We start from the raw sequence: 22,305 nt of genomic DNA, 5'->3' as shown, positions 1-22,305 counted from the left end.
AAAATCCAAAGAAATGAGCAAAGCACCTAAGCCCGTTGGTTCTTATCCTTTAGCCCGCAAAGCCGGCGGTTTGCTGTTTTTAAGCGGGGTTGGGCCCCGAATTGCCGGCAGTGATCAGCACGACTCCGGTGTACCGGGGTTAAGCCTGGACCATAATGGTAATTTCAAGGAATTTGATTTCGCAGCACAGGTGCACAGTGTCTTCGCCAATGTGAAGGCTATTCTCGAAGAAAATGGCAGCTCCTGGGAAAAGTTGGTAGATATTCAAGTCTTTCTGGTAGACATGAAGAGAGACTTTCACACCTTCAATCGCATTTATGCGGAGTACTTTGCCGAGGTAGACCCCAAGCCCTGCCGCACTACTATCGCCATTACTGCCTTGCCAACGCCAATTGCCATCGAATTAAAATGTGTGGCAGAGCCCAATGACTAATGCGCAGTTAATTGAAGCCTGTGAGAAAGAGGTTCGTGCACTAAGCAATACTGCAGAAAAGGGTCATGATTGGTTTCATATCAATCGGGTGCGCAACAATGCCTTGAAAATCCAGGCATTGGAAGGTGGAGATCGAGACAGCTTGGAACTTGCTGCCCTCTTACATGATATCGATGATGCGAAGTTTAATGGTGGCGATGAGAAGGCTGGGGCCGAAAAAGCCTTTGCCCTGCTTCTGAGCTTAGGAGCATCAGAGCCGAAGAGTCGCCAGATTTCTGATTGGATTGCCGCCTGCTCCTATAAAGGAGGAAATCAAAAAGAAAGTGATCAATTGGAAGTGTTGATCTTAAGAGATGCAGATCGACTGGATGCTATTGGCGCCATTGGTATTGCACGCTGCTTTCATTATGGCGGTTTTAAGAATCAAGCAATCTATGATCCAGATATTCCGGTTCGTGACCGGATGAGTACCCAAGAGTACCGCCAGGGCCCTAGTTCCAGCATTAACCACTTTCATGAAAAGCTCTTAAAGTTGAAAGAAGGAATGTATACCGCCACTGCCAAAGCTATGGCCGAAGAGCGGCATCAGTTTATGCTTCGTTATTTGGAGCAATTTTATGAGGAATGGTCCCAAAAAGAAAAGGGACCACCAGGGCCCCCTTTCCAATCTATGGATCGCCTCACTATTCCGGGTTTTGAGGGTTCTCCGGTTTAGTATATTCAGTCACCGTTAATTTGCAATCTGCACAGGAACAGGCAAAATCGCCAATTGCCCCACCGTGCCGAATCAGACAATCAGCGTCGCAAGGCTGTTCACACACCGCACGAATTACCGTTCCTTTTTCTTTACTATACTGGACAATGAGGTTATCTACAGTACCATCCTCCAAATGATAGAGGTATTCATAAGAATAGAAGTCCAGCGTATCCCCCGTAAAAAAGCGGATCTCATCAATATCATAATTGCTTATACCCTTAGTACTTAAATAGGCCGCTACATGGTCGATCGAATCCAGGGGATAGCTTTGAAATAGATTGTGCAAATAAGCATCGCGATTAGCCGGAGGCACCGCAATTCCATTTTCAATGATAAGGAAGCCACAGCCCTCACAACTGCATTCGATATAATGCATGGAGTGGGTATCGCCAGGATACATCGGTCCAAACTCCCGTTTTTCTTTGCATACCCCACCATTATTGCAATCGGTTTCACAACCCATGGAGAGGTATACCAGTGGGGGATGCCACGAACTTCCTCCTGGGTCTTCCTTAAATCGGTGGTCGTTGATGTCCTGAGTTGTGCTTGGTTCAAGGCTGTCTTCGCAGGAAGAAGAAAGGATACAAAGGCTGGCAACAAGCACCAGCAATCCTGCGCCCCTCAGGAGCGCTTTGGTTTTCAATTGTTTCATGAGAATGAATGTTGAGGTTAAAGCTGTGGCCGATAAATAATCAGCTCACCGGAACCTTGGATATAGTAGGCGACTACTTCTTTGATTGTGGGATCTTCTCGATAAATGAGCTTTCCCTTAGTTTTAAAATCTTCTCCCAAGCCATAAATCACGATATAGGCCATGGGGCCCCAGTGGTCTACTACTCTTCGAAAATCTTTGGTATTGATAAAGCCATAAAGAGAATCGGATGTATGACCTTGAAAACTGCAGTTTAAAGTTTCCGGTTCGTATCGAAATCCTCCTTCTGTAATCAAATAGATTCGTGTGCTATCCGTAAACGAAACAGAACAGCTTGGAGCTTTAGGTTCCTTCCCAAAAACACCCTTGGACTGCCCCTGTAAGGCCAGGCTCAAAAAAAAGCAAAAGAGAAATTTTACTGACTTCATCCTATTTAAATATTTTTAAAGCTCTATTTTAATAATTCTTTTATACCAATGGAACCTGTACAAACCTAAATATTATAAGAGGTAAAAACAGGAATAAAAAGTTCAACTATAGGAAATGAAAGTTCAAGCATTGAACCTGTGGTTTCTTTTCTTAACTTGACAAGGCCTTAACCAAGGTCTTTACTATCAGTCATACTATGGAGGACACTAAAATAATTCCTGTTAAGAATAATTATTACTAGATCGAATAATTATTCTTTTTATGACAATAGTGTATTTAAAAAATAAGATAATTCTTTTAATATTCCAATATTTTATTTTCCTTCGCTATTAATTGAAGCCCCCTCAATAAAAATCTAAGTTGCCATGAGCTTGGATCTGAATACTTGAAGCCTGGAGGGAAATGACACTAGACGAATACTCATTGAGCCAAAAAATCCGCAAAGCCCGAGAAATGCGGAATTACACTCAAAGCTATATGGCGCAGGAATTAGAAATCAGTACCCGGGCCTACTCTAAACTCGAATCAGGGGAAACCCGCCTTAGCGTAAAGCGCTTATACCAAATTGCTGAACTTCTTGAGGTATCCGTCTTTGAACTCCTATTATTAGACAAAGCCGATTTGCGAGCACATAGACTTAAAAGCAAGCCTATCAATTCAGAAAGCACTTCTCAAAACGGAATCCTGGAACTAAAGGCCCTGCTTGAAAAGCTCTTGGAGAATGAAGCCTAAGATTTAAGGAGAATCGAGATAGAAATTGGCTCTTGAAAGGCGCTTTTCAAAATTCATCCTTTCATACCTTCGCTGCAAATCCCCCCTATGAAGGATCTGGTACGCGAAAAAGAACTGCAACTAGCCTATGACCGTATTATGGCCCGTGAAAACCTCCAAATTGCAGGAGCTCCGGGCATGGGTAAATCTTACCTGCTAAGAGCCCTGGGACAAAAATTACAAGGCCGTAGAATTCTACTTGAACTCAATTTTACGGGCGTCTTTCAGTTTGAAGAACTGGTCTTTCGCCTCCATGAGGGCATCGAAAAAACCAGTGCCCAGCACGCAGGCTTAGAGTACCAAATCAAACGCTTGCACCAGGAGCACCCTCCCCATCGTATTCGCCAGGCTCAAGATTTGCTGGAATACCTCAAAGCCTTAACCACCATGCTCTTTCAGGCCGGGCAAGATGTAATCATTAGCCTCGAAGATCCCGAATACTGCGAGGTACAAGAAATAAAGCCGGAGGAATTGGTGAAGGAGTTTAAAAAGATGAGCACCGCTGCCAATATTCAATTGATCATCCTTTCGGAATTCCCACATTTAAAGACCTCTGAGCAAATCCATTTACAAAAGCCCGAGGCACAGGACATTTGGACTGAGGCCACCGACAATCAGCGTAAATTATTGGATTACTCCGCTGGAAACCTTTCCTTTTTAAAAGCTCTGATTGAAAACATGAAGCAGCATCAGGGGAATTTTGAGCCTGAGGCCTTTTTCAAAAGCCATCAAAATCAGTTTTTAATGCTGCGCCATCGCTTTACCGACCTCCAATGGCGTTTACTTAGAGCCTTAGCCTCTGAGGAAATAGTTGCACAACCGCATGCCTTCGACTTCTTGGTACGCCACAAACTCGGTGCCGCCAGTTCGGTAGAACGGGCATTGCGGAACCTACTCGATAGCGCTTATATTCTTCGCGATGAACAAGGCTATCGCATTAAAGATCCGTTGCTCCATCGCTGGTTGCAGTATTTGTATTATCGGAAGACTTTTTAATACATAAGCAGTTTTAAAACCGCTAATTCACCGCAATTTTCTTTTGATAAATAACTTCTAAACCCTTTAGCACTCTTAGGTAATAAACTCCTGGACCAAAAAAACTCACTGGAATAATTAATTGATTTTCGGTCCACACTACCTTAGACTGAGACCAAAGGACTTTTCCGGTGGCATCAAATAGCTCAACTTTACCTGAACCCTCCAAGCCTTGCTCATACCAATTCCATTGTAATATCGCATAATCAGTTGTGGGGTTGGGGAATAAGTTAAAATGGCTGGTAGAATTTAGGTCTAATTGCGGCAGACCAATACGATGGCAACCCGGGCTATCACAACCATGTTTATCCGTGCGCAACAACCAGAAATATTGCAGCCTATCTGGATTAAGGCTATGATTTACATCCACATAACTACCCAAATGCATAATGCCAGAATCCGAAGTTTCGAAAAAACGCCAAGCATAATGCCAATCTGTAGATTCATCATGATAATAAGTTCTAAACCAAAGACTATCCCCTGCCGAATTAAATTTATACCCGGCTAACAATTGTTGATTTGCCGTATCCAAGAGTCCTGAAACATATAAATTTCCATCACTAGTTTTAATTAAATCGGTGAAATCAAAGCGTTGTAAAATTGGGCCACTCCTTCGATCCCATAAAACCGTACCGTTCGTATCAAGTTGACCAATAAGTAGCTCATTAGTAAAAGACCAATCAGTTCTTGGCCAATAACGAAGAACCTTCCGGCGTATGAAAGTATAACTTCCGTTTTCATTATCTACAGCCGAAAAATTTTGACTACCAATGTCTTTGTCAAAATGTTTTAACCAAATCAACTTACCATTAAAACGATCAATACGAGCAGCATAAGAATAATGTACAAATTGGTTTAAGGCCGTAGGGTCTCGCCCTGTTGCCATGCCAGAGACTAAAAGAGAACCGTAGGCATCTACCAGCAAGTCCTCTCCAAAATAGCCGCCGTTCATATAGGCCAAGCTATCCTCTATGCGCAATTGCCATAGTGGATTAAAAAGGGTATCGAAACGGCCCACCCAGAGGTCGTACTTATTGCGACTGGTATTCCGATAAAGATATCCCGATATCAAAAATGTGGAATCAGTATCAAACTTTAGGTCACAACCTACAGGCATTGCACCTTGAAACTCCAGAAGCTTTTTGGTCATAACAGTATCTAGGTTCCCGTCCAGTTTTGTAAATCGAGTAAGCGCAGAATCACCTCTAACAAGGTCATACTGCGCAAAATAAATTCTCCCACCATTTTCTTCCATACAAGAAAAACATGGAATTGAGCGGTATATGGAATCACTGGTGTAATCGTAGGTCTTCAAGCTTAAAATACCTCCCAGAGAATCAAAACGACCAAATTGTATCGCGCGAATGTTAGATAGATCTGATCCAGCAATGAGATAGTCTCCCTCCTTGCTTTCCATCCCAGCCGCAACCGATGCACTCCCAAAATTGGCATAAATGCGATTTATGGGTTGTGCAAACAAGCTAGCGGTTAACAAAAGGAATACTAAAGTTAATCTCATAAGCATCGGCTGATAGTAATTCCGTACAAGCTGGTTTATTCTCTCAGAATGATTACCCATTATTCAATTTGCAATTTCTGCTGAAATAAGGTTACTCCAGCTTGTTCCAACTTCAACAAATAAAGGCCGGCAGCTAAATCATGCCATCGAAATAGATGGGAATTATCCTGTAAATCTAAAATGGGATCGCTTTTAACCAAATGCCCAGATACATCATAGAGATGAACTTTACCTGAACCCTCCAAGCCTTGCTCTAACCAATTCCATTGTAATATCGCATAATCAGTTGTGGGGTTGGGATAGAGTATAAACTGTGCTTTCACCACATCCGGACGCATTGTTGAGCTATAGGAGGAAGCTAGTTTTTTCATTCCAAGCCCGGTTAAAACTGGTTCAACATAGCCTACATTCTGACCGTTGAGGATAAGAGCTGCCCTGGCTCTACCCACTGCATAACCCTGCCCATTAAGCTCAATATCCCTTAAGCTTATCAATGCAGATTCACTCATTTCATCGAGGGGTCCAGACAAATTTAATATTAAGCTGTAATACTGCTTCATCCAGTTATAGGCTTGCTCTTCTTCTCTACCCAATGCACATTCTGTAGGAATTAAATCCAACTCCCCCAGGGCAGCCTCATAATTCTCTTCATAGATATAGAGGTCTATTAAGGCATAGCGGAAATAGACCTCATTTCTGTTCTTCAAATGAACTTTTATCAAATCTGAATTATCTATGCCAACCGAATCGATATGTGAGGCATAGTACTCTAACAGGAGCTTGGAACTCCAATCTCGGCTTACCTGTTTAGTGGCAATTTGCATTTCCAAGAGGTCTTTTGCCGTTATCGTTTGGGTCCCGTTCTGAATATCGTCCAAAGTTTGCTGACTAATTGCCGGCTCTTTTTCCAGAAGCATTTTCCATAAATAAGTATTACGGGCTCCATGAGGATTGGCTATTAAGATGTTTCGCAAGGCCAGTTCTGGATAATTTTCCAAAGCAATTAATTTCTCCAGACTTTGATCCGAAACATAAGGCGCCATATACATCAGGTCTACATAAAGGCTTTGATAATCCGCCGGACTTGAGGCAAACAAAATCTGAGCTTCTACACTGGGCGTGCTCCCTTCGTCTAATAGCTGTTGACGTAAATTAATGTCGTTTTGCAAGCTGGTGTTCAAATTGGCCAAGCCTGTTACTGTAGCGGATGGGTTTACAATGGGAGGCAGTGGTAAGGACTGACATTCGCCATTAAAGTCCGCAGGTGCCGGTCGAGATTGTAATTGAAGATTCAAATAATGCGTAGGTACCACACGTGTATCTCCTGTACCATAAGGGTAAAAAACCGTGGGTCCAAAATTATCGAAATGGCGGCTGCCGGCCCCAGTACTAAAACGATTATTAGGCAGCCCAGCGCTGAGACCCTGCGTACCGGCAATAAAGCCCAAAGGATCTACCTGCACATCTTTTACATTAGGGTTTTAGCTCCCAAAATCGTTACAGATAAAGTTCAGTCCAAGCTGTTGATAATTTGAATTTCGATTATTTCCGATTGCTTGAGCCCCATAATAAAATCTATCCATCTTATTAAGCTGGATTTGATCTGAAGCTCCCCCATTGTCCTTAACCACAATGCCCACCGACTCCACATTGGTATTATCCAAATTATGAATGTCATTATCGTGCAAAGCAAAAATAGAACAGTAATCCAGGTACACCCCATAGCCTTTAGCCTGAAAGCCAACACCGGCTGGTGGACTATAATTGTGATCACTTTTTACATTAATAAGATTATGTGCAATCTTGGCATTTTCACAAGCATTTAAATAAATCGCATGAATGTTATTATGAAAAGTGGCTCCGACAATAGTAATTGGAAATGAAACGGATAAATCATCATCGCTCCGAAGTGCATCTGCATACCCTTGAAATTGACAATTTTCACCACTGGTCGCATTATGCACCCGGTATGAAGCCTGAATAGATTTTAGTCCCCCGCCATGGTATTGTCTATCACCAGAGTTCAGGTTTCTAAATAAGCAGCCTTCTATATCCACTCCTGCTACCTTCCACATACTAATGCTCGGTAACATTTCACTATGTTGATAAAGGGAATTCCGAATAAACTCACATCTGATAAAAGACGCTTGGTACTTTTCGTTTTTCGCATTAGGAGAAATATAAGCTAGAAGGGCAACATCCTTGCGATTGTTGATAAATCTAGAATCGCGGGCATCAATTATGCCTCCTGTTGTTCCCCAGATCCACTCATTATTTTCCCCTATACCAATTGTCGTAATTGCATCTTTGGCGTAGGAAATCTGAGCATCATTTTTTAAGGTGATTTTAGGTTGCAAAAGTGCTGTTTGGACACTATTGGAATTCCCGTGCAAGTAAACTCCCTTCCATTCTGTTTCATACTTAGTCTTAGTAAGGTGGCCACCGTCTAAGATTAATTCTGCACCAGGCTCAATGATTATTCCTGCTTCTTTAACAAACTCTATCTTACATTGTACCGTGAGGGTGCTGCCTGATTTAATAACTAAGTCTTGGTACAACTTTATAGGAAAATCCCAAACTTCATTCTGACTTATTTCCAAAGGATCTTCCGAGTAGCCCGAAGCATAGCGCCACCGATCTTTGTCCAGCGAGAGCAACCTGTGTATTCTACCTATCTGAAGAGGGGAAAAATAACCCGCACCACTGGTACTACCCATAATGTTATTCGTAGCGGTATTCGAAGAAGAAAAGGGGTCCAATAACCATCCTCCTTGATGGTAACTATATGGCGGGCCCACAAATACATCCGAAAGGAAATCAATATTTGTAGGATCTAGACTCTCCGTGCAAGGGTCACAACAACTGGTATGACACAAACCCAGAATATGACCTAATTCATGCGTTAATAGCTGAGATACAGCCCAATTGCCATTCCCTACGGCGCCACTTCCTGTTCCTGTGCCATCTCCGTGATAGCCTGTCCAAATTAAATAGTTTTGATCCAGAGACAGGCCAGTACGGGAAAATGTGGCATAAGCGTGCGTGGCAGTAGGGTTTGCAGACATATGAATATTAATGAAAGCTCTGCACTCCGGATTCTGAGCAATGGCAAATTCATTCATTCCAATCCCACTACTACTTTGAAAATAGGAAGTATTTGGATAAAAATAGATGCCTTCCAAATTCAAACGAATTTTTGTGTCGTTAATAAATGGCACTCCACTTATAGGGTCTTATGGCTGATCATTCGCTCCAAAAAATTGATTACTAGCAATATCTATAAAGGAGCTCAGCACCTGAATATCTGCAGGGGTATTTTGCCAATTCCCACCGCCACTATGATCTTGCCAAACATGAATAGCCACCTTTACGGTTTTAGTTGCAGTGGTATTATTGCTAATAAAGCTCTGTTGTAAGCGATACTTACCCTGATAGTCAACGCTTAAGCTTTGGCAATTAAGAGCTTCAGGGCTACCACTAACCAGTCCGGATGAATCAGGAAAAAAGCCCAAACAGGCCACTTGAGACTTTAACTGAATAGCGAAAATAAATACGAGCAGAAATAGGATACGTTTTTTCATTTTAATGTGATTTTTTACATCTATCAAGATGTTTATTTATCACATTAAAAAAACACGTTAAGCAAGTTGCACTATTAGAAATTCAATAATAGAATACCATGCTTAAAACAAATCAAACTTATTATCAGGAACTTAACAGTTGTACCTATTTACTTTGAACCAATAATAATTATCTCATTATTCTTATAATGATTACTAACTACCTTTAAATAAGAACACTAAAGGGATTGTTTACTGGCTTTTAACACATGTTAATGCATTTTAAAAGCCGAAACCTTATTCCCAAAAAAGCGAGGTACATATAAAACCTGATCAGCAGCATTATAGCCAATATCCGCAGTTTGCAGTTCTTCGGCTTTGCTATCCAATAGTTTGGTCGACTGTCCTCCATTTAGATACCAAACCTCACCCTGCCATCTGCTGGCAATAAAACGATTGGAACCCAAAGGCACCAAACCATCGCCACCGCTTAATTCCGAATTAATGGTTTCCAATACTTCACCACCCAATGACAGACGCAAAAGACCTTGCTCTGTTAACGCATAAAGCTCATTTTCGAAGAAGCTCAATCCATTAATACCGGTCAAATCCTCATTCAAAGTATGCACCACACCTTGCTCTAGATACTGCAATTTGCCGGTGTTCATATCCGAAAAATACACTCCGTTTAATCCGGGAGTGATATCATTTAAGAATGTGGATCCGGGTACCGGAAAGATCAATTCGTCTTGGGGATTTGCCAGGGAAACCGAAACAATGCGATCGATATCCGTAAAATACAAGCGTCCATTACTTATACACATTCCCTTGGGTGCATTATAGCCCTGAGCCCAGGCAGAATCTATGATTGTACCATCCAAATTTAGTCGGGCAATATGACCCTTGCCATCTTTATCCGTAGGATTACCCGCAATACAGCTCACATACAAAAGACCCTGACTCTCATCCAATAAGACCGACTCATTAGTTGGGTACCACATTTCGGTTTCCCAAAATGGCTCGAGGCTTAGTCCGGTCTCTGTTTCAACCGGATTCTCTTGCGGCGCTTCCTCTTTTGACGAATTTTGACCTTCCTCCTTTGCCACGCCGGAATTACAGGCTTGCAAAGCCACCAGAGCTATTAAAGCTAAACTCAGTACTTGCTTTCTCATTTCAATTCTATTTGATTTTTAATAATCAGTTTACTCTCTTATTCCCGACCCTTACTGGCCTTCCGCAAAATGAAATTCCAGGAATCCGATTTCAAGGCTTTCACAATTTTAGGATCGAGGGCCTCGCGCAAAGGACTGCCTTTAGGGTAGGCAAAACTGTAATAATCAGTCTTTAAATTACGGCTATCTAAAACCAAGTCTTGATTATCACTTTTCTCCAAATAGAAGCGTAAAACCGGGCGATCAAAAACAAATATGTCTATCTCCTCATTACGTAAGGCTTCAAAACCTTCCTCAACACTGAGATAGTAATTATCCGGCAAACCATAATTTCCTAAATACTCTGCGGTTCCGGTAGCATCGATGGTTCCGGTTTTAAAACGCCGTAAATCTTCTATGCTTTCGATTTTACTCTCCATGCTTTTGACAGTCAAGGCAGATGCCACCCCAGCGGTTAAACCGGAAATCAAAAGGATGGCTGTAAACATCCAGATAAAAGCGATCGTTCTACCCCCTCCTGTTTCGGGCGACTTATCTCCATAGCCCACGGTAGTCATAGTTACGGCACTCCACCAAAAACCGTCGAATATCCCACGCCAATTCTTACGGAATTGCTCCCCTTCTTTATGCCGTCTTTCAAAAATCCACACCAAGATCCCAAAAAGCAATATCACTCCAAGTAATATAGCTACAGCCGAAAAAAACTGCTGACTAAAGAAATTCTCTAAGAACAGCATCCAACTACTCTCTGAACGACGCACCATGGCTGTACCAGAGATAAAATAGGGTTGCGAAAAATCGAGACTATCCATGCGCTGTTCGGTCACGGTAATGGGATTGATAGACAAATCCACCTCTCCCAGAGCGATGGCCTCCAGCATACCTTCCACATCATCATACCAGCGGTATTGCACGCGCGCAGGCACCTGATCATCAATAAGCTCCCAAAAACGATAACTTAATCCTGCCGGTCTGCCCGAACCTTCTTGCACCACAAATGGCGGTGTGGGCTTAAGGCCGATAGTTAAGGTGGAGTCCTGAGCCCAAATTGATGTACTTAAAAAGAAGAGGAGAAAAACTTTTAATGCACGCATTTTTCGGATTTATGCCCGAAAGTAAGAAAGGGCTAGCGCTCTCACAATTGCAAGAGGTTCTAAGTATTTGCTTCAACACAGAGAATAGCCATCGTAAACTCTGGCTTCGAGAACGCAGGGGCACACAGAGAATTAGTACTGCGGTCTAATTTCTAATAGCAAAGCGGTCTAACTTCTAACAGTGAAACGATCTAGACTCTAAATTCTACCTCCAAAGCAGTCATATTTCCTTACCTTCGCAGTCTTTTAAAAATCGACAAGTAAATGTCTCGCAAATACCAAGAGTACAAGCACTTAAACCTGGCTCAAATCAATCAAGAAATCCTTCAGTTTTGGAAGGAGGATGAGAGCTTTAAGAAAAGCATCAGCAGCCGAGATGGCGCTGAAAGTTTTGTGTTCTACGAAGGGCCGCCCTCCGCTAACGGTAAGCCGGGTATTCACCACGTTATGGGGCGTGCGATTAAGGACATTTTCTGTCGTTTTAAAACCCTTCAAGGTTATCAGGTAAATCGCAAAGCAGGTTGGGATACCCATGGCTTACCAGTTGAACTGGGAGTAGAAAAAGAACTGGGCATCACCAAAGAGGATATCGGCAAAAGTATCAGCGTTGAGGAATACAATGAAGCCTGTAAAAAGGCGGTAATGCGCTATACCGACATTTGGAATGAGCTCACTGAAAAGATGGGTTATTGGGTCGATATGGACGATCCCTATGTTACCTACCGCCCTAAATACATGGAATCGGTATGGTGGTTACTCAAACAGCTCTGGGATAAAGAACTCATTTACAAGGGTTATACCATTCAACCTTATAGCCCTAAGGCGGGAACCGGACTGAGCTCTCATGAGCTTAATATGCCAGGCAGCTACCGCGATGTAAAAGATACTTCTGCTATAGCGCAGTTTATCGCCACTCGCGATGAGGCCTTCCAAAAGGTGTTTGGCGATGCCGTGCATGCAGATGATCTGGTGTACTACATTGCCTGGACCACCACCCCTTGGACCCTTCCTTCCAATACGGCTCTTACCGTAGGACCGAAGATTGAATATCAGATGATAGACAGCTATAACCCTTATACCGGAAAACGGCAAAAGGTGGTTTTAGCGAAAAACCTGGTATCTAAATACTTTAAGCCCGAAGGCGCCGAGCTCGAAATGGATTCTTACGAAACAGGAGCCAAAGTAGCCCCCTGGCGCGTAGTTTGGGAAGGTATCGGTCGAGATCTGGAAAACCTGCGTTACGAGCAATTACTGGATTGGGCCCTGCCTTATGAAGGCGCTGAAAATGCCTTCCGTATCATTTTAGGGGATTTTGTTACCACCGAAGATGGTACCGGAATAGTACATACAGCCCCCACTTTTGGTGCCGATGATGCCAAGGTGGCTAAAGAAGCCAATCCTCCTGTACCACCCATGTTGGTACTCGATCAAAATCAAAATCCTGTTCCTCTGGTTGACCTTCAAGGTCGCTTCCGTGAAGGTGTAGGTCCTTATGCCGGCTTCTACGTTAAAAACGAGTACTATGCCGATGGCGAAGCACCTGAAAAATCGGTGGATGTGGAAATCTCCATCCTGCTGAAGGAGCGTAATCAAGCCTTTAAGGTAGAAAAGTACAGCCACAGCTACCCCCATTGCTGGCGTACCGACAAACCTATTTTATACTATCCATTAGATTCCTGGTTTATCCGCGTAAGCGAGGAACGCGAAAAGATGGTGGCCCTAAATAAAACCATCAATTGGAAGCCTAAAAGCACCGGGGAAGGACGTTTTGGAAACTGGCTCGAAAATGCCAATGACTGGAACTTAAGCCGCTCCCGTTATTGGGGTATCCCATTACCTATTTGGTCTACCGAAGATGGGAATGAACGCCGCATCTTTGGCAGTGTAGCCGAACTTAAAGAGGCCTGTGATCAGGCGGTGGCTCAAGGCCTGATGGAAGAACATCCCTTTGCCAATTTCAATCCGGAGGACATGAGCGATGCTAACTACGATCAAGTAGACCTGCACCGCCACATTGTAGATAAGATCATATTGGCATCCCCAAGTGGTAAACCCATGCGTCGCGAAGCAGACCTGATTGACGTTTGGTTCGACTCAGGATCTATGCCTTATGCACAGTGGCATTACCCCTTCGAGAACAAAGACAAATTTGATAGCCTTTATCCCGCCGACTTCATTGCAGAGGGTGTAGATCAAACTCGTGGTTGGTTCTATACCTTACACGCTATTGCCAGTTTGGTATTCGACAAAGTGGCCTATAAGAATGTAGTTTCCAACGGCTTGGTGCTGGATAAGGATGGTGCGAAGATGTCTAAGCGATTAGGCAATGCCATTGATCCTTTCGAAACCATTGAGAAATACGGCAGTGATCCCGTGCGCTGGTATATGATTAGCAATGCCTCGCCCTGGGATAATTTGAAATTCGATTTAGATGGGGTTGCGGAAGTACAACGTCGCTTCTTCGGAACCTTATACAACACCTATAATTTCTTTGCTCTTTACGCCAATATCGATGGTTTCGCCTTCGACGAAAGTCAGGAGACTGCCTGGGAAAAACGTCCCGAACTAGACCGTTGGATATTATCGCGTTTGCAAGAACTCATCGCCAATGTAGAGCAGGCTTATGCCGATTATGAGCCCACCAAAGCAGCAAGGGCTATTGAGTACTTTGTAGATGAAGAACTAAGCAACTGGTATGTGCGCTTAAACCGCCGTCGTTTCTGGAAGGGAGATTTGAGCGAAGACAAGCAAATGGCCTATGAAACCTTGTACCGCTGCTTGCGCGATTTGGCGCAGTTAATCTCACCTATCGCTCCCTTCTTTGCCGATCGTTTGTATCAGGATTTAGACCCCGCTAAAGGTGAATCTGTGCATTTAAGCTATTGGCCAAAACATAGAAAGGAAGCCATTGATTCGCATTTGAACGAAAGAATGGCCACGGCGCGCAATTTGAGCTCCATGGTCCTGTCTCTGCGTAAAAAAGAGCGTATTAAAGTACGTCAGCCGCTACAGAAAATTATGGTACCCGCCTTAAGCGATGATAAAGCTGAGCTTTTAGCCAGTATTAAGGATATACTTTTAGCGGAAGTAAACGTTAAAGAGCTTGAAGTACTGCGTGAAGTGGAAGGTGTTTTGGTAAAAAGCATCAAGCCTGACTTTAAAAAACTTGGACCACGCTTTGGCAAGCAAATGAAGCAAGTGGCAGCGGCCATTCGCGACTTTGACCAGGCCCAGATCAGTGAATTGGAAAGCAATGGCGCCATTGACTTGGAACTTGAAGGCGAAAAGCTTAAGATAGAACTGAATGATGTAGAAATTCATACAGAAGATATTCCTGGTTGGTTAGTGATGAGTGAAAACAAACTCACTGTGGCTTTGGATATCCATATAGATGAAGCTTTACGCCTGGAGGGAATTGCCCGCGAACTGGTAAACCGCATTCAAAACCTTAGAAAGGATAGTGGCTTGGAGGTTACCGATCGCATTCAGGTGCAATTGCAACGTCAGGAGATGCTAGAGCGCGCTTTATCCGAAAATGAAAGTTATGTTAAAGCTGAGGTCCTGGCCGATTCTATTGAGTGGTTTTCCGACAGTTTTGAGGGGGAAGTACTTGATTTTGACGATATCCAAAGCAAACTAAGCTTAAAGCGAAGCCATTAAGGGATTTTTCTATATTTGGCAAATTCTAAAAATCGGGGCAGGTCCCGAAACGCAACTATTTTAATTTCAACGCATTATGAGCGAAGAAAAAATGAGATATAGTGACGAAGAACTAGATGAGTTCCGTCAAATTATTCAGGCTAAAATCGAAAAGGCCGAAGCCGACTTGGCAGTATTGAAAGAAAACTTCGCCAACGACCGTAATAATGGTACTGATGATACCTCCCCCACCTTTAAAGCTTTTGAAGAGGGAAGCGATACCATGAGTAAAGAAGCTAATAGCCAATTAGCGGCCCGTCAGGAGAAGTTTATTCGTGATCTGCACAACGCCATTAATCGTATCGAGAATAAGACCTATGGCATTTGCCGAGTTACCGGTAAGCTTATTAGCAAAGACCGCCTGCGTTTAGTTCCTCATGCGACCTTAAGCATCGAGGCTAAAAACCGCCAGTAAAATGCGAAAAGCACTTTGGATCATTCTGGGTGTACTGATCCTTGATCAAACCCTTAAAATATGGGTGAAAACCTCTTTTACCCTGGGTGAGGATCTGGTTATCACAGACTGGTTCATCCTACATTTTACCGAAAACCCGGGCATGGCCTTTGGCGTTGAGTTTGGAGGAACCTGGGGAAAATTACTCCTCAGTGTATTCCGAATTGCGACAGTCGTGCTCATTTTCTTGTGGCTCAAAAAACTGAGTAAACGCAAAATTCCCTTTGGTGGGATAGTAGCTGTAGCACTCATATTAGCCGGGGCCCTGGGGAATATTATCGATTCTGCCCTCTATGGAATCATTTTCGAGGCCTCTACCTATGATCATGTGGCTCAAGCTTTCCCGGCGGATGGCGGTTATGCTCCTTTTCTTTTTGGAAAGGTGGTAGATATGTTTTACTTCCCCATCTTTAAAGGCTATTTGCCCGAGTGGCTGGGAGGGGATTACTTCGTTTTCTTTAGACCGGTATTTAATTTAGCCGATGCGGCTATCTCAACTGGGGTAGGACTCTTAATTTTGCACCAGAAATCTGTTTTTAAGGAAGAGGAATCCTCCACTAAAGAAGAAATTCCACCTGAAAACCAAAACAAGCAACCGTGAAAGACTTAATCGCGAATTTTAGCGCTCATTTGCAAGATGCTCTTGCCACCTTGCAAAATTTCGAGTTTAAGGCTCCGGATCGTGCCATCCAAAATGTAATGATTACCGGCTTGGGTGGTTCGGGTATTGGTGGCAGCACCATTCTAGACCTTACAATAAGCGAAGCTAAAGTACCGGTTACGGTAAACAAGAATTACGATATCCCTGCTTTTGTGGGTCGTCATACTCTGGTTATTGCTTGTTCTTATTCGGGTAATACTGAAGAAACTCTGCAAGCGGTGGCTAAAGCCGAAGCGCAAGGTGCCATGATTGCCTGCATCAGTTCCGGTGGTCAGCTCAAAGCCAAAGCCGAAGAAAAAGGCTACAATTGCTTAAGCATGATTGGTGGAAATGCACCTCGCTCCATGTTTGCTTATCCTTTTGTATTCCTTCTCTATTATTTACGCGCCTTTGGGGTAATTGAGAATGATCCGCAAGCTGCTATCCATTCTGCCATAGACTTATTGAATGCAGAGGAAGTTTCCATTCGTCATGACTCCGAAGCTTTAGCCCAAAAACTACAAAACACCACGGTTCAAATTTTAGCCAATGCTGGCTTTATTGGGGTTGCGGCCCGAATTCGTCAGCAATTGAACGAAAATGCCAAAATGTTGGCTTGGGAGGCCGAAGTGCCCGAAATGAATCACAATGAGTTGGTAGGCTGGGAAGGCGGTACTGATCAGTACTCTTGCCTCTTCTTACGCAATGAAAGCGACAATCCTCGCAATTTGAAGCGTATGGATATCATTCGTGAAATTATTGGCGAAAAAACCCCCCATGTTTTCGAATTGCAGAGCAAGGGCAAAAACAATATTGAGCGTGCCCTGTATTTAATTCATTATGGCGATTGGTTGTCCTATTACCTCTCTGAATTAAATCAGGTTGATATTATGGACATCAAATCCATTGATCTCCTTAAATCCGAATTATCAAAAATCCCGCTGTAAATCAGGTTTTGTTCCGCGATCTGGGTTTAATTGATTATCAAGAAGCCTGGGACTATCAGGAACAACTATTTCAGGAAACGGTAGACCGCAAATTCCAAAACCGCAAATTGCCGGAGGCGGAACAAGAACCCACGCAGAACTATCTCCTATTCTGTGAGCATCCGCATGTTTACACCCTGGGGAAAAGCGGAAAACGCGAACACCTATTAGTCTCTGAGCAAGAGCTCAAAGACTTAAAAGCTACCTTTTATCCTATCAATCGAGGGGGTGATATCACCTATCATGGACCCGGTCAATTAGTAGGTTATCCTATTCTGGACTTGGATCATTTTTTTCCGGATATCCATAAATACCTGCGTTACCTTGAAGAAGTCTTTATTAAGGTTTTGGCCGACTATGGTTTAAAGGGAGAGCGTTCGGATGGAGAAACCGGAGTTTGGTTTGATGTAGGTACTCCCAAAGCCCGAAAAATTCTAGCCCTCGGAGTTAGAGCCAGTCGCTGGGTAACTATGCATGGCTGGGCTTTTAATGTCAATACCGACTTGTCTTATTTCGGGCATATTGTACCCTGCGGTATTTACGATAAGGACGTTACCTCTATGGAACGCGAATTAGGTCATCCGGTAGATATGGCGGAAATTGAAGCTAAGGCCAAGCAATACTTCTGCGAAATTTTTGAGGTAGAGCTGGTATAAAAGGCTCTATTTCTGACTCAGGTATTTATCCAAATAAGGCAAAAGGGCCAGATCTGCAATCATCATTTCGAGCTCCAATAAGTCTTCAATTTCAAACCAACCCCATTGGTCGTGATCCTGAAGATCCATTCCTTTTAATGCGCTTTCACAAATAAAAGCTTCAAGTTGAAAGACCCCGGTTTTATTCTCCCAGTTTACAGAGTGTAATGAAGGCCCAATCTCAAGCTCCAAACCCAATTCTTCCTGTAGTTCTCTTTTCAAGGCGGCCGCTGCATTTTCTCCTTCTTCTATCTTCCCTCCCGGGAATTCCCAATAGCCCTCAAAGCTTTTTCCGGGTGCTCGGCGCGCTGCAAATATCTTAGACTCAGGATTCAAAATAATGGCACAAACCACTTCAGTCATTTAGCTCAGCATTTAAGTATTTTTGTTCCATGCCTGAGGAAAAAATCTCCAATATCTTAAAGACTTTGCCCAATAAACCGGGCATCTATCAGCATTTAGATAAAAACGGAAAAATCCTCTATATCGGCAAAGCTAAGGATCTTCGTAAAAGGGTTTCTTCCTACTTCACAAAAGGTCATGATAGTGCCCGCATTCGCGTGATGGTGAGCAAGATTGCCGATATCCAAACTATCATTACCGAGACCGAATTCGATGCTCTGATTTTAGAAAATAACCTAATCAAGGAGTATCAACCGCGTTATAATATCAACCTGAAGGATGACAAAACCTACCCTTGGATTTGCATCAAAAAGGAGCCCTTTCCCCGCATTTTCCCCACCCGTAATCCGGTAAAAGATGGCAGTGAATACTTTGGCCCTTATGCCTCGGTAAAAGTGATGAAAACGGTTTTGGGCTTGATTCGCCAGCTCTATCCTTTACGCACCTGTAAGCTCAATTTATCACCCGAAGCCATTGAATCTGGCAAGTATCGGGTCTGCCTGGAATACCATATTGGCAATTGCAAAGGCCCATGCGAAGGCTTACAATCCGAGGAAGACTACCTCAAAGATGTGCAATCTGCCCGTGAGCTAATCAAAGGCCATCTTACTAAGGTGAAGCAGATGCTTCAGGAGCAAATGCAAATTGCCGCCACGAATCTTCAATTTGAAGAAGCACAGCGCTTAAAAGAGAAATTTGAGATCGTAGATCGCTATCAAGCTAAAAGCACCGTGGTAAATCCCGGTATTACTAATGTGGATGTATTTACGGTTTTCAGCGATGCCGAATTTGCCTATGTGAATTTGCTGAAAATTGTGGATGGTGCTGTGCTTCAGTCGCACACATTGGAGCTCAAGAAAAAACTGGAAGAAAGCAATTCCCGAATTTTGGAAATGGCGATTCCCGAATTGCGCCAACGTTTTAACTCTACCGCTCGCGAGATCTTTGTTTCGCATGAGGTGGATCTGGAAATTCCAGATGTAAAAATTCACATCCCTCAGAGAGGGGATAAACGCAGTTTAATAGAGCTCTCGCTGAAGAACGGTCGTTATTTCCGCCTCGAAAAACTCAAGAACATTCAAATTGTTGATCCCGATCGCCATGTAAAACGCCTTATGAAGCAAATGCAACAAGATTTGCGCATGAAGGTAGAACCAAGGCATATCGAATGTTTCGACAACTCCAATATTCAGGGTACCAATCCCGTTTCGGCCTGTGTAGTTTTTAAAGATGGTAAGCCCAGTAAAAAGGATTACCGCCATTTTAATATTAAAACGGTGGAAGGTCCAGATGATTTTGCCAGTATGTACGAAGCGGTGTTTAGAAGGTACCGACGTTTGTTGGATGAAGACGAGCCCCTGCCTCAATTAATAGTAATTGATGGTGGTAAAGGGCAGTTAGGAGCCGCTTTAAATGCTTTGGAAGACCTTGAGCTCCGAGGAAAAATTGCCATCTTGGGTATTGCTAAACGACTGGAGGAGTTATACTTTCCCGGTGATAAATACCCCTTATACCTGGATAAGCGCTCAGAAACTTTAAAGGTAATCCAACGTTTGCGCGACGAGGCGCATCGTTTTGGTATCACCCATCATCGCAACCGGCGATCCAAGGGCACCTTTAAAAGTGAACTGAGCGAGATTAAGGGCATTGGCGATGAAAGTGTAAAACTGCTTCTAAGGAAGTTTAAAAGCGTAAAGAATATCCGCGAAGCCAGCCGTGAGAACCTCGAAGAAGTTATCGGCAGCAAACGCGCGGGAATTATATATAATCACTACCACTCCGATACCAAGGGAAAATGAAAAAAACCCTGCTTCTGATTATGGCTTGCCTAAGCCTGAATGCTCAAAACAAAGACTTAAAAATAGGTTTGGTTCTGAGCGGAGGGGGCGCCAAATGCATGGCACAAATCGGTGCCCTCAAGGTTATTGAAGAAGCAGGGATTCAAATTGATTATATAGGCGGCACCTCCATGGGGGCCATCGTGGGGGCGATGTACAGTTTGGGCTACAGTGCCTCAGAAATTGAAAGTTATTTAGGAGGAGTCAATTGGGATGCTCTGCTCACCAATGAAGTTCCCCGCAATCGCCTAAGCTTTTTCGACCGAAAGGCTGATTCTCGCTATATGCTTAGCTTTCCTATTGATAGCGGTGGGGTGCATATTCCGCGTGGGGTAAATTTTGCCCAGTATATCATGAAGGAACTCAGCACCATTACCCAGCAGAGCTATCCTTATATCGACTTCGAAGAACTACCCATACCTTTCTACTGCGTAGCAACCAATTTGGAAACCGGAAAACCCCGAGTTTTTACCCAGGGCCGATTAATTGACGCTCTTAGAGCCAGCTCGGCATTCCCATCTCTCTTTACCCCTTATCTCTTTGAAGACAGTCTCTATATCGATGGTGGTGTAGTAATGAATTACCCGGTCCAGATTATGGCCGAAAAAGAGCTCGACTACATCATTGGAATCGACATGCAGGATTACCTCAATGATCGCGATGAATTAAACTCAGTGGTTCGGGTTTTAGAACAAACCTCCGCCTTTTTAAACTCCCGCAATAAAAATGCTTCGGAAGCACTATCTGATATTTGGATCACACCCAAAATGCCGGAAGCAGGAGTTACTACCTTCGACCTCTTCGATGAAATTGTAGCGAAGGGAGAAGCAGAGGCACGCAAGCACTGGGACGAACTGCGGGCCCTTGCTGAAAAGGATCAGGGTCCCAAACGCGAGATTCTCAAAGCTACTCCAGAAAAGGAGTTCTATGTAAAGAAGATACAGGTAAATGGTCTTGTAAGTCTTACCCAAAACTTTGTTGAAGGGAAACTGCGCGTTCGTGAAGGCAAGGTCTGCAATATCGAACGCCTTGAAAAAGGGCTGGATCAACTCTATGGTACCAAGTATTTCACCAATATCGATTATACCCTGGTGCCGGCTGATACAGGCTATATTTTAAACATAAACCTGCGAGAACAGCACTATTTCCAAAGTTTAAAACTGGGCATTAATTACAGCGACGATTATAATGCAGCCCTCTTGGTGAACTATACCAATCGCAAATTGCTCTTCAAAAACTCGCGGCTCAGTATTGATCTGGCTTTGGGTGATATGCCCCGGGGCGAAATCAGCTATTTTGTAGATCGAGGATTTATCCCCACCCTGGGTATTAAGCTGCGTAGCTATCGCTTCCGCTATCAAAATTATCTAAACCAGCAGGCACTAAATGAAAGGATTTACCAGGATTATACTCTGGATCTCTTTCTGCAATCCACCTGGCGAGATGCCTATGCCATTGGCGGAGGAATGCAGATTGAGGATATAAGCATTGTTCAGAATTTTGATCAAGCCAGCTTTCCCAATTTCCAAAAAGGTTTCATTAACTATTACGGCTTTATCGACTTCGATTCCTTCGATGAGGCCAATTTCCCCCGCAAGGGATTTCAACTCAATGCGCGTTATCGCATCATCTCCGAAAGACAAGGCTTTGAAGTGTTCCGAGAACCTAGTTCGGTTTTAGACTTTTCCCTGAAACATGCCTTATCTATTGCCCCCAAATGGACCTTTATCAGCCGTGCCTTTGGGGCTACAACTATCGGTTCTAATCTGGACGACCCCTATCGTATCTATTTTGGTAGCATGGGCATGTCCTATATTAATTACATAGAACCCTTCGTGGGCTATCGGTTTATGGAAATAAGTGGTCGCAATGCCCTTATGCTCCGTGCCGATTTAAATTATGAGCCCTTTAAAAATCATTTCATCCAGCTTAAAGCCAATTTCGGCAGAATGGAAAGCACCTTTGAAGAGCTTTTCGACTACGATGACTTTATTCTGGATGGTTATAGCATCGGCTACAGCTATAATTCTTTGGTTGGGCCTCTGGAGTTAAATATAGCCGGTAGCACCAATCATCCAGACCTTTACGCCTACGTACGTTTAGGCTTTTGGTTCTAAATTTTTCATTGAACACGCGGTCAATTGAAACTTCTTCAATACATTTGACCAA

20 protein-coding genes are annotated in these 22,305 nt (G+C 43.4%); 11 read left to right on the top strand and 9 right to left on the bottom strand.

The features are described from left to right. Nucleotides 1-13 precede the first annotated feature (13 nt). Together ACO05P_RS13215 and ACO05P_RS13210 are read left to right on the top strand one after the other, a co-directional pair. On the top strand, nt 14-433 hold the full coding sequence (locus tag ACO05P_RS13215) for a RidA family protein (RefSeq protein WP_421751520.1): 420 nt from the start codon (nt 14-16) through the stop codon (nt 431-433). After that, the gene (locus ACO05P_RS13210; RefSeq protein ID WP_421751519.1) at nt 426-1,148 is read left to right on the top strand and encodes an HD domain-containing protein; all 723 of its coding nucleotides are present in this window, start codon (nt 426-428) and stop codon (nt 1,146-1,148) included. Before ACO05P_RS13215 ends, ACO05P_RS13210 begins: the two co-directional genes overlap by 8 nt. Here ACO05P_RS13210 and ACO05P_RS13205 read toward each other — a convergent pair. Together ACO05P_RS13205 and ACO05P_RS13200 are read right to left on the bottom strand one after the other, a co-directional pair. After that, on the bottom strand, nt 1,117-1,842 hold the full coding sequence (locus ACO05P_RS13205) for a hypothetical protein (RefSeq protein ID WP_421751518.1): 726 nt from the start codon (nt 1,840-1,842) through the stop codon (nt 1,117-1,119). The two genes, ACO05P_RS13210 and ACO05P_RS13205, sit on opposite strands and share 32 nt — an antisense overlap. 17 nt (nt 1,843-1,859) lie before the next feature. Continuing rightward, nucleotides 1,860-2,270, bottom strand: coding sequence for a hypothetical protein (locus ACO05P_RS13200; protein ID WP_421751516.1), 411 nt, complete (start codon nt 2,268-2,270; stop codon nt 1,860-1,862). 403 nt (nt 2,271-2,673) lie between these two features. On the opposite strand from ACO05P_RS13200, the gene ACO05P_RS13195 reads away from it, so the two are divergent. Both ACO05P_RS13195 and ACO05P_RS13190 read left to right on the top strand, forming a co-directional pair. Beyond that, entirely contained in the window at nt 2,674-3,003 is a 330-nt protein-coding gene (locus ACO05P_RS13195; protein ID WP_421751515.1) for a helix-turn-helix domain-containing protein, read from the top strand. 87 nt (nt 3,004-3,090) lie between these two features. Further along, nucleotides 3,091-4,038, top strand: coding sequence for a hypothetical protein (locus ACO05P_RS13190; protein ID WP_421751513.1), 948 nt, complete (start codon nt 3,091-3,093; stop codon nt 4,036-4,038). Between the two features lie 22 nt (nt 4,039-4,060). On the opposite strand, the gene ACO05P_RS13185 is transcribed toward ACO05P_RS13190, so the two are convergent. The 6 genes from ACO05P_RS13185 to ACO05P_RS13160 all read right to left on the bottom strand — a co-directional run bounded on the left by ACO05P_RS13185 (nt 4,061) and on the right by ACO05P_RS13160 (nt 11,422). After that, on the bottom strand, nt 4,061-5,596 hold the full coding sequence (locus ACO05P_RS13185; protein WP_421751511.1) for a T9SS type A sorting domain-containing protein: 1,536 nt from the start codon (nt 5,594-5,596) through the stop codon (nt 4,061-4,063). Between the two features lie 59 nt (nt 5,597-5,655). Next, complete coding sequence (locus tag ACO05P_RS13180; RefSeq protein ID WP_421751509.1) at nt 5,656-7,059, bottom strand: T9SS type A sorting domain-containing protein; 1,404 nt, start codon at nt 7,057-7,059, stop codon at nt 5,656-5,658. Between the two features lie 18 nt (nt 7,060-7,077). Next, a complete protein-coding gene (locus tag ACO05P_RS13175; protein ID WP_421751508.1) occupies nt 7,078-8,778 on the bottom strand; it encodes a hypothetical protein in 1,701 nt (566 codons plus the stop codon). 51 nt (nt 8,779-8,829) lie between these two features. Further along, a complete protein-coding gene (locus tag ACO05P_RS13170) occupies nt 8,830-9,177 on the bottom strand; it encodes a hypothetical protein (RefSeq protein WP_421751506.1) in 348 nt (115 codons plus the stop codon). A 251-nt stretch (nt 9,178-9,428) separates the two neighbouring features. After that, complete coding sequence (locus ACO05P_RS13165; RefSeq protein WP_421751505.1) at nt 9,429-10,328, bottom strand: hypothetical protein; 900 nt, start codon at nt 10,326-10,328, stop codon at nt 9,429-9,431. A gap of 38 nt (nt 10,329-10,366) precedes the next feature. Further along, nucleotides 10,367-11,422: a transporter substrate-binding domain-containing protein gene (locus ACO05P_RS13160; protein WP_421751503.1), complete on the bottom strand. Its 1,056-nt coding sequence runs from the start codon at nt 11,420-11,422 to the stop codon at nt 10,367-10,369. Between the two features lie 264 nt (nt 11,423-11,686). Here ACO05P_RS13160 and ileS point away from each other — a divergent pair, with 264 nt between their 5' ends. From ileS to lipB, 5 genes are all read left to right on the top strand, one after another. Continuing rightward, the gene (gene ileS, locus ACO05P_RS13155) at nt 11,687-15,082 is read left to right on the top strand and encodes an isoleucine--tRNA ligase (protein WP_421751501.1); all 3,396 of its coding nucleotides are present in this window, start codon (nt 11,687-11,689) and stop codon (nt 15,080-15,082) included. Nucleotides 15,083-15,158: 76 nt separating this feature from the next. Further along, nucleotides 15,159-15,536, top strand: coding sequence for a TraR/DksA family transcriptional regulator (locus tag ACO05P_RS13150; protein ID WP_421751499.1), 378 nt, complete (start codon nt 15,159-15,161; stop codon nt 15,534-15,536). 1 nt (nt 15,537) lies between these two features. Beyond that, nucleotides 15,538-16,176 (top strand): lipoprotein signal peptidase, encoded by a 639-nt coding sequence (locus tag ACO05P_RS13145; RefSeq protein ID WP_421751497.1) that lies wholly within the window; start codon nt 15,538-15,540, stop codon nt 16,174-16,176. Further along, entirely contained in the window at nt 16,173-17,162 is a 990-nt protein-coding gene (locus ACO05P_RS13140) for a bifunctional phosphoglucose/phosphomannose isomerase (RefSeq protein WP_421751496.1), read from the top strand. Before ACO05P_RS13145 ends, ACO05P_RS13140 begins: the two co-directional genes overlap by 4 nt. 8 nt (nt 17,163-17,170) lie before the next feature. After that, complete coding sequence (gene lipB, locus ACO05P_RS13135) at nt 17,171-17,857, top strand: lipoyl(octanoyl) transferase LipB (RefSeq protein ID WP_421751494.1); 687 nt, start codon at nt 17,171-17,173, stop codon at nt 17,855-17,857. Nucleotides 17,858-17,863: 6 nt separating this feature from the next. Here lipB and ACO05P_RS13130 read toward each other — a convergent pair whose 3' ends face one another. After that, nucleotides 17,864-18,259, bottom strand: coding sequence for an NUDIX domain-containing protein (locus tag ACO05P_RS13130; protein WP_421751492.1), 396 nt, complete (start codon nt 18,257-18,259; stop codon nt 17,864-17,866). A gap of 29 nt (nt 18,260-18,288) precedes the next feature. Here ACO05P_RS13130 and uvrC point away from each other — a divergent pair, with 29 nt between their 5' ends. Both uvrC and ACO05P_RS13120 read left to right on the top strand, forming a co-directional pair. Beyond that, complete coding sequence (uvrC, locus tag ACO05P_RS13125; protein WP_421751490.1) at nt 18,289-20,097, top strand: excinuclease ABC subunit UvrC; 1,809 nt, start codon at nt 18,289-18,291, stop codon at nt 20,095-20,097. Further along, nucleotides 20,094-22,253, top strand: a complete 2,160-nt coding sequence (locus tag ACO05P_RS13120; RefSeq protein ID WP_421751488.1) for a patatin-like phospholipase family protein — start codon at nt 20,094-20,096, stop codon at nt 22,251-22,253. Before uvrC ends, ACO05P_RS13120 begins: the two co-directional genes overlap by 4 nt. Nucleotides 22,254-22,305 lie beyond the last annotated feature (52 nt).

It is taken from the genome of Croceimicrobium sp., from assembly GCF_965228705.1.
Classification (GTDB): domain Bacteria; phylum Bacteroidota; class Bacteroidia; order Flavobacteriales; family Schleiferiaceae; genus Croceimicrobium.
The sequence above is the reverse complement of the archived record's forward strand: the minus strand, read 5'-3'. Positions and strand labels throughout refer to the sequence as shown.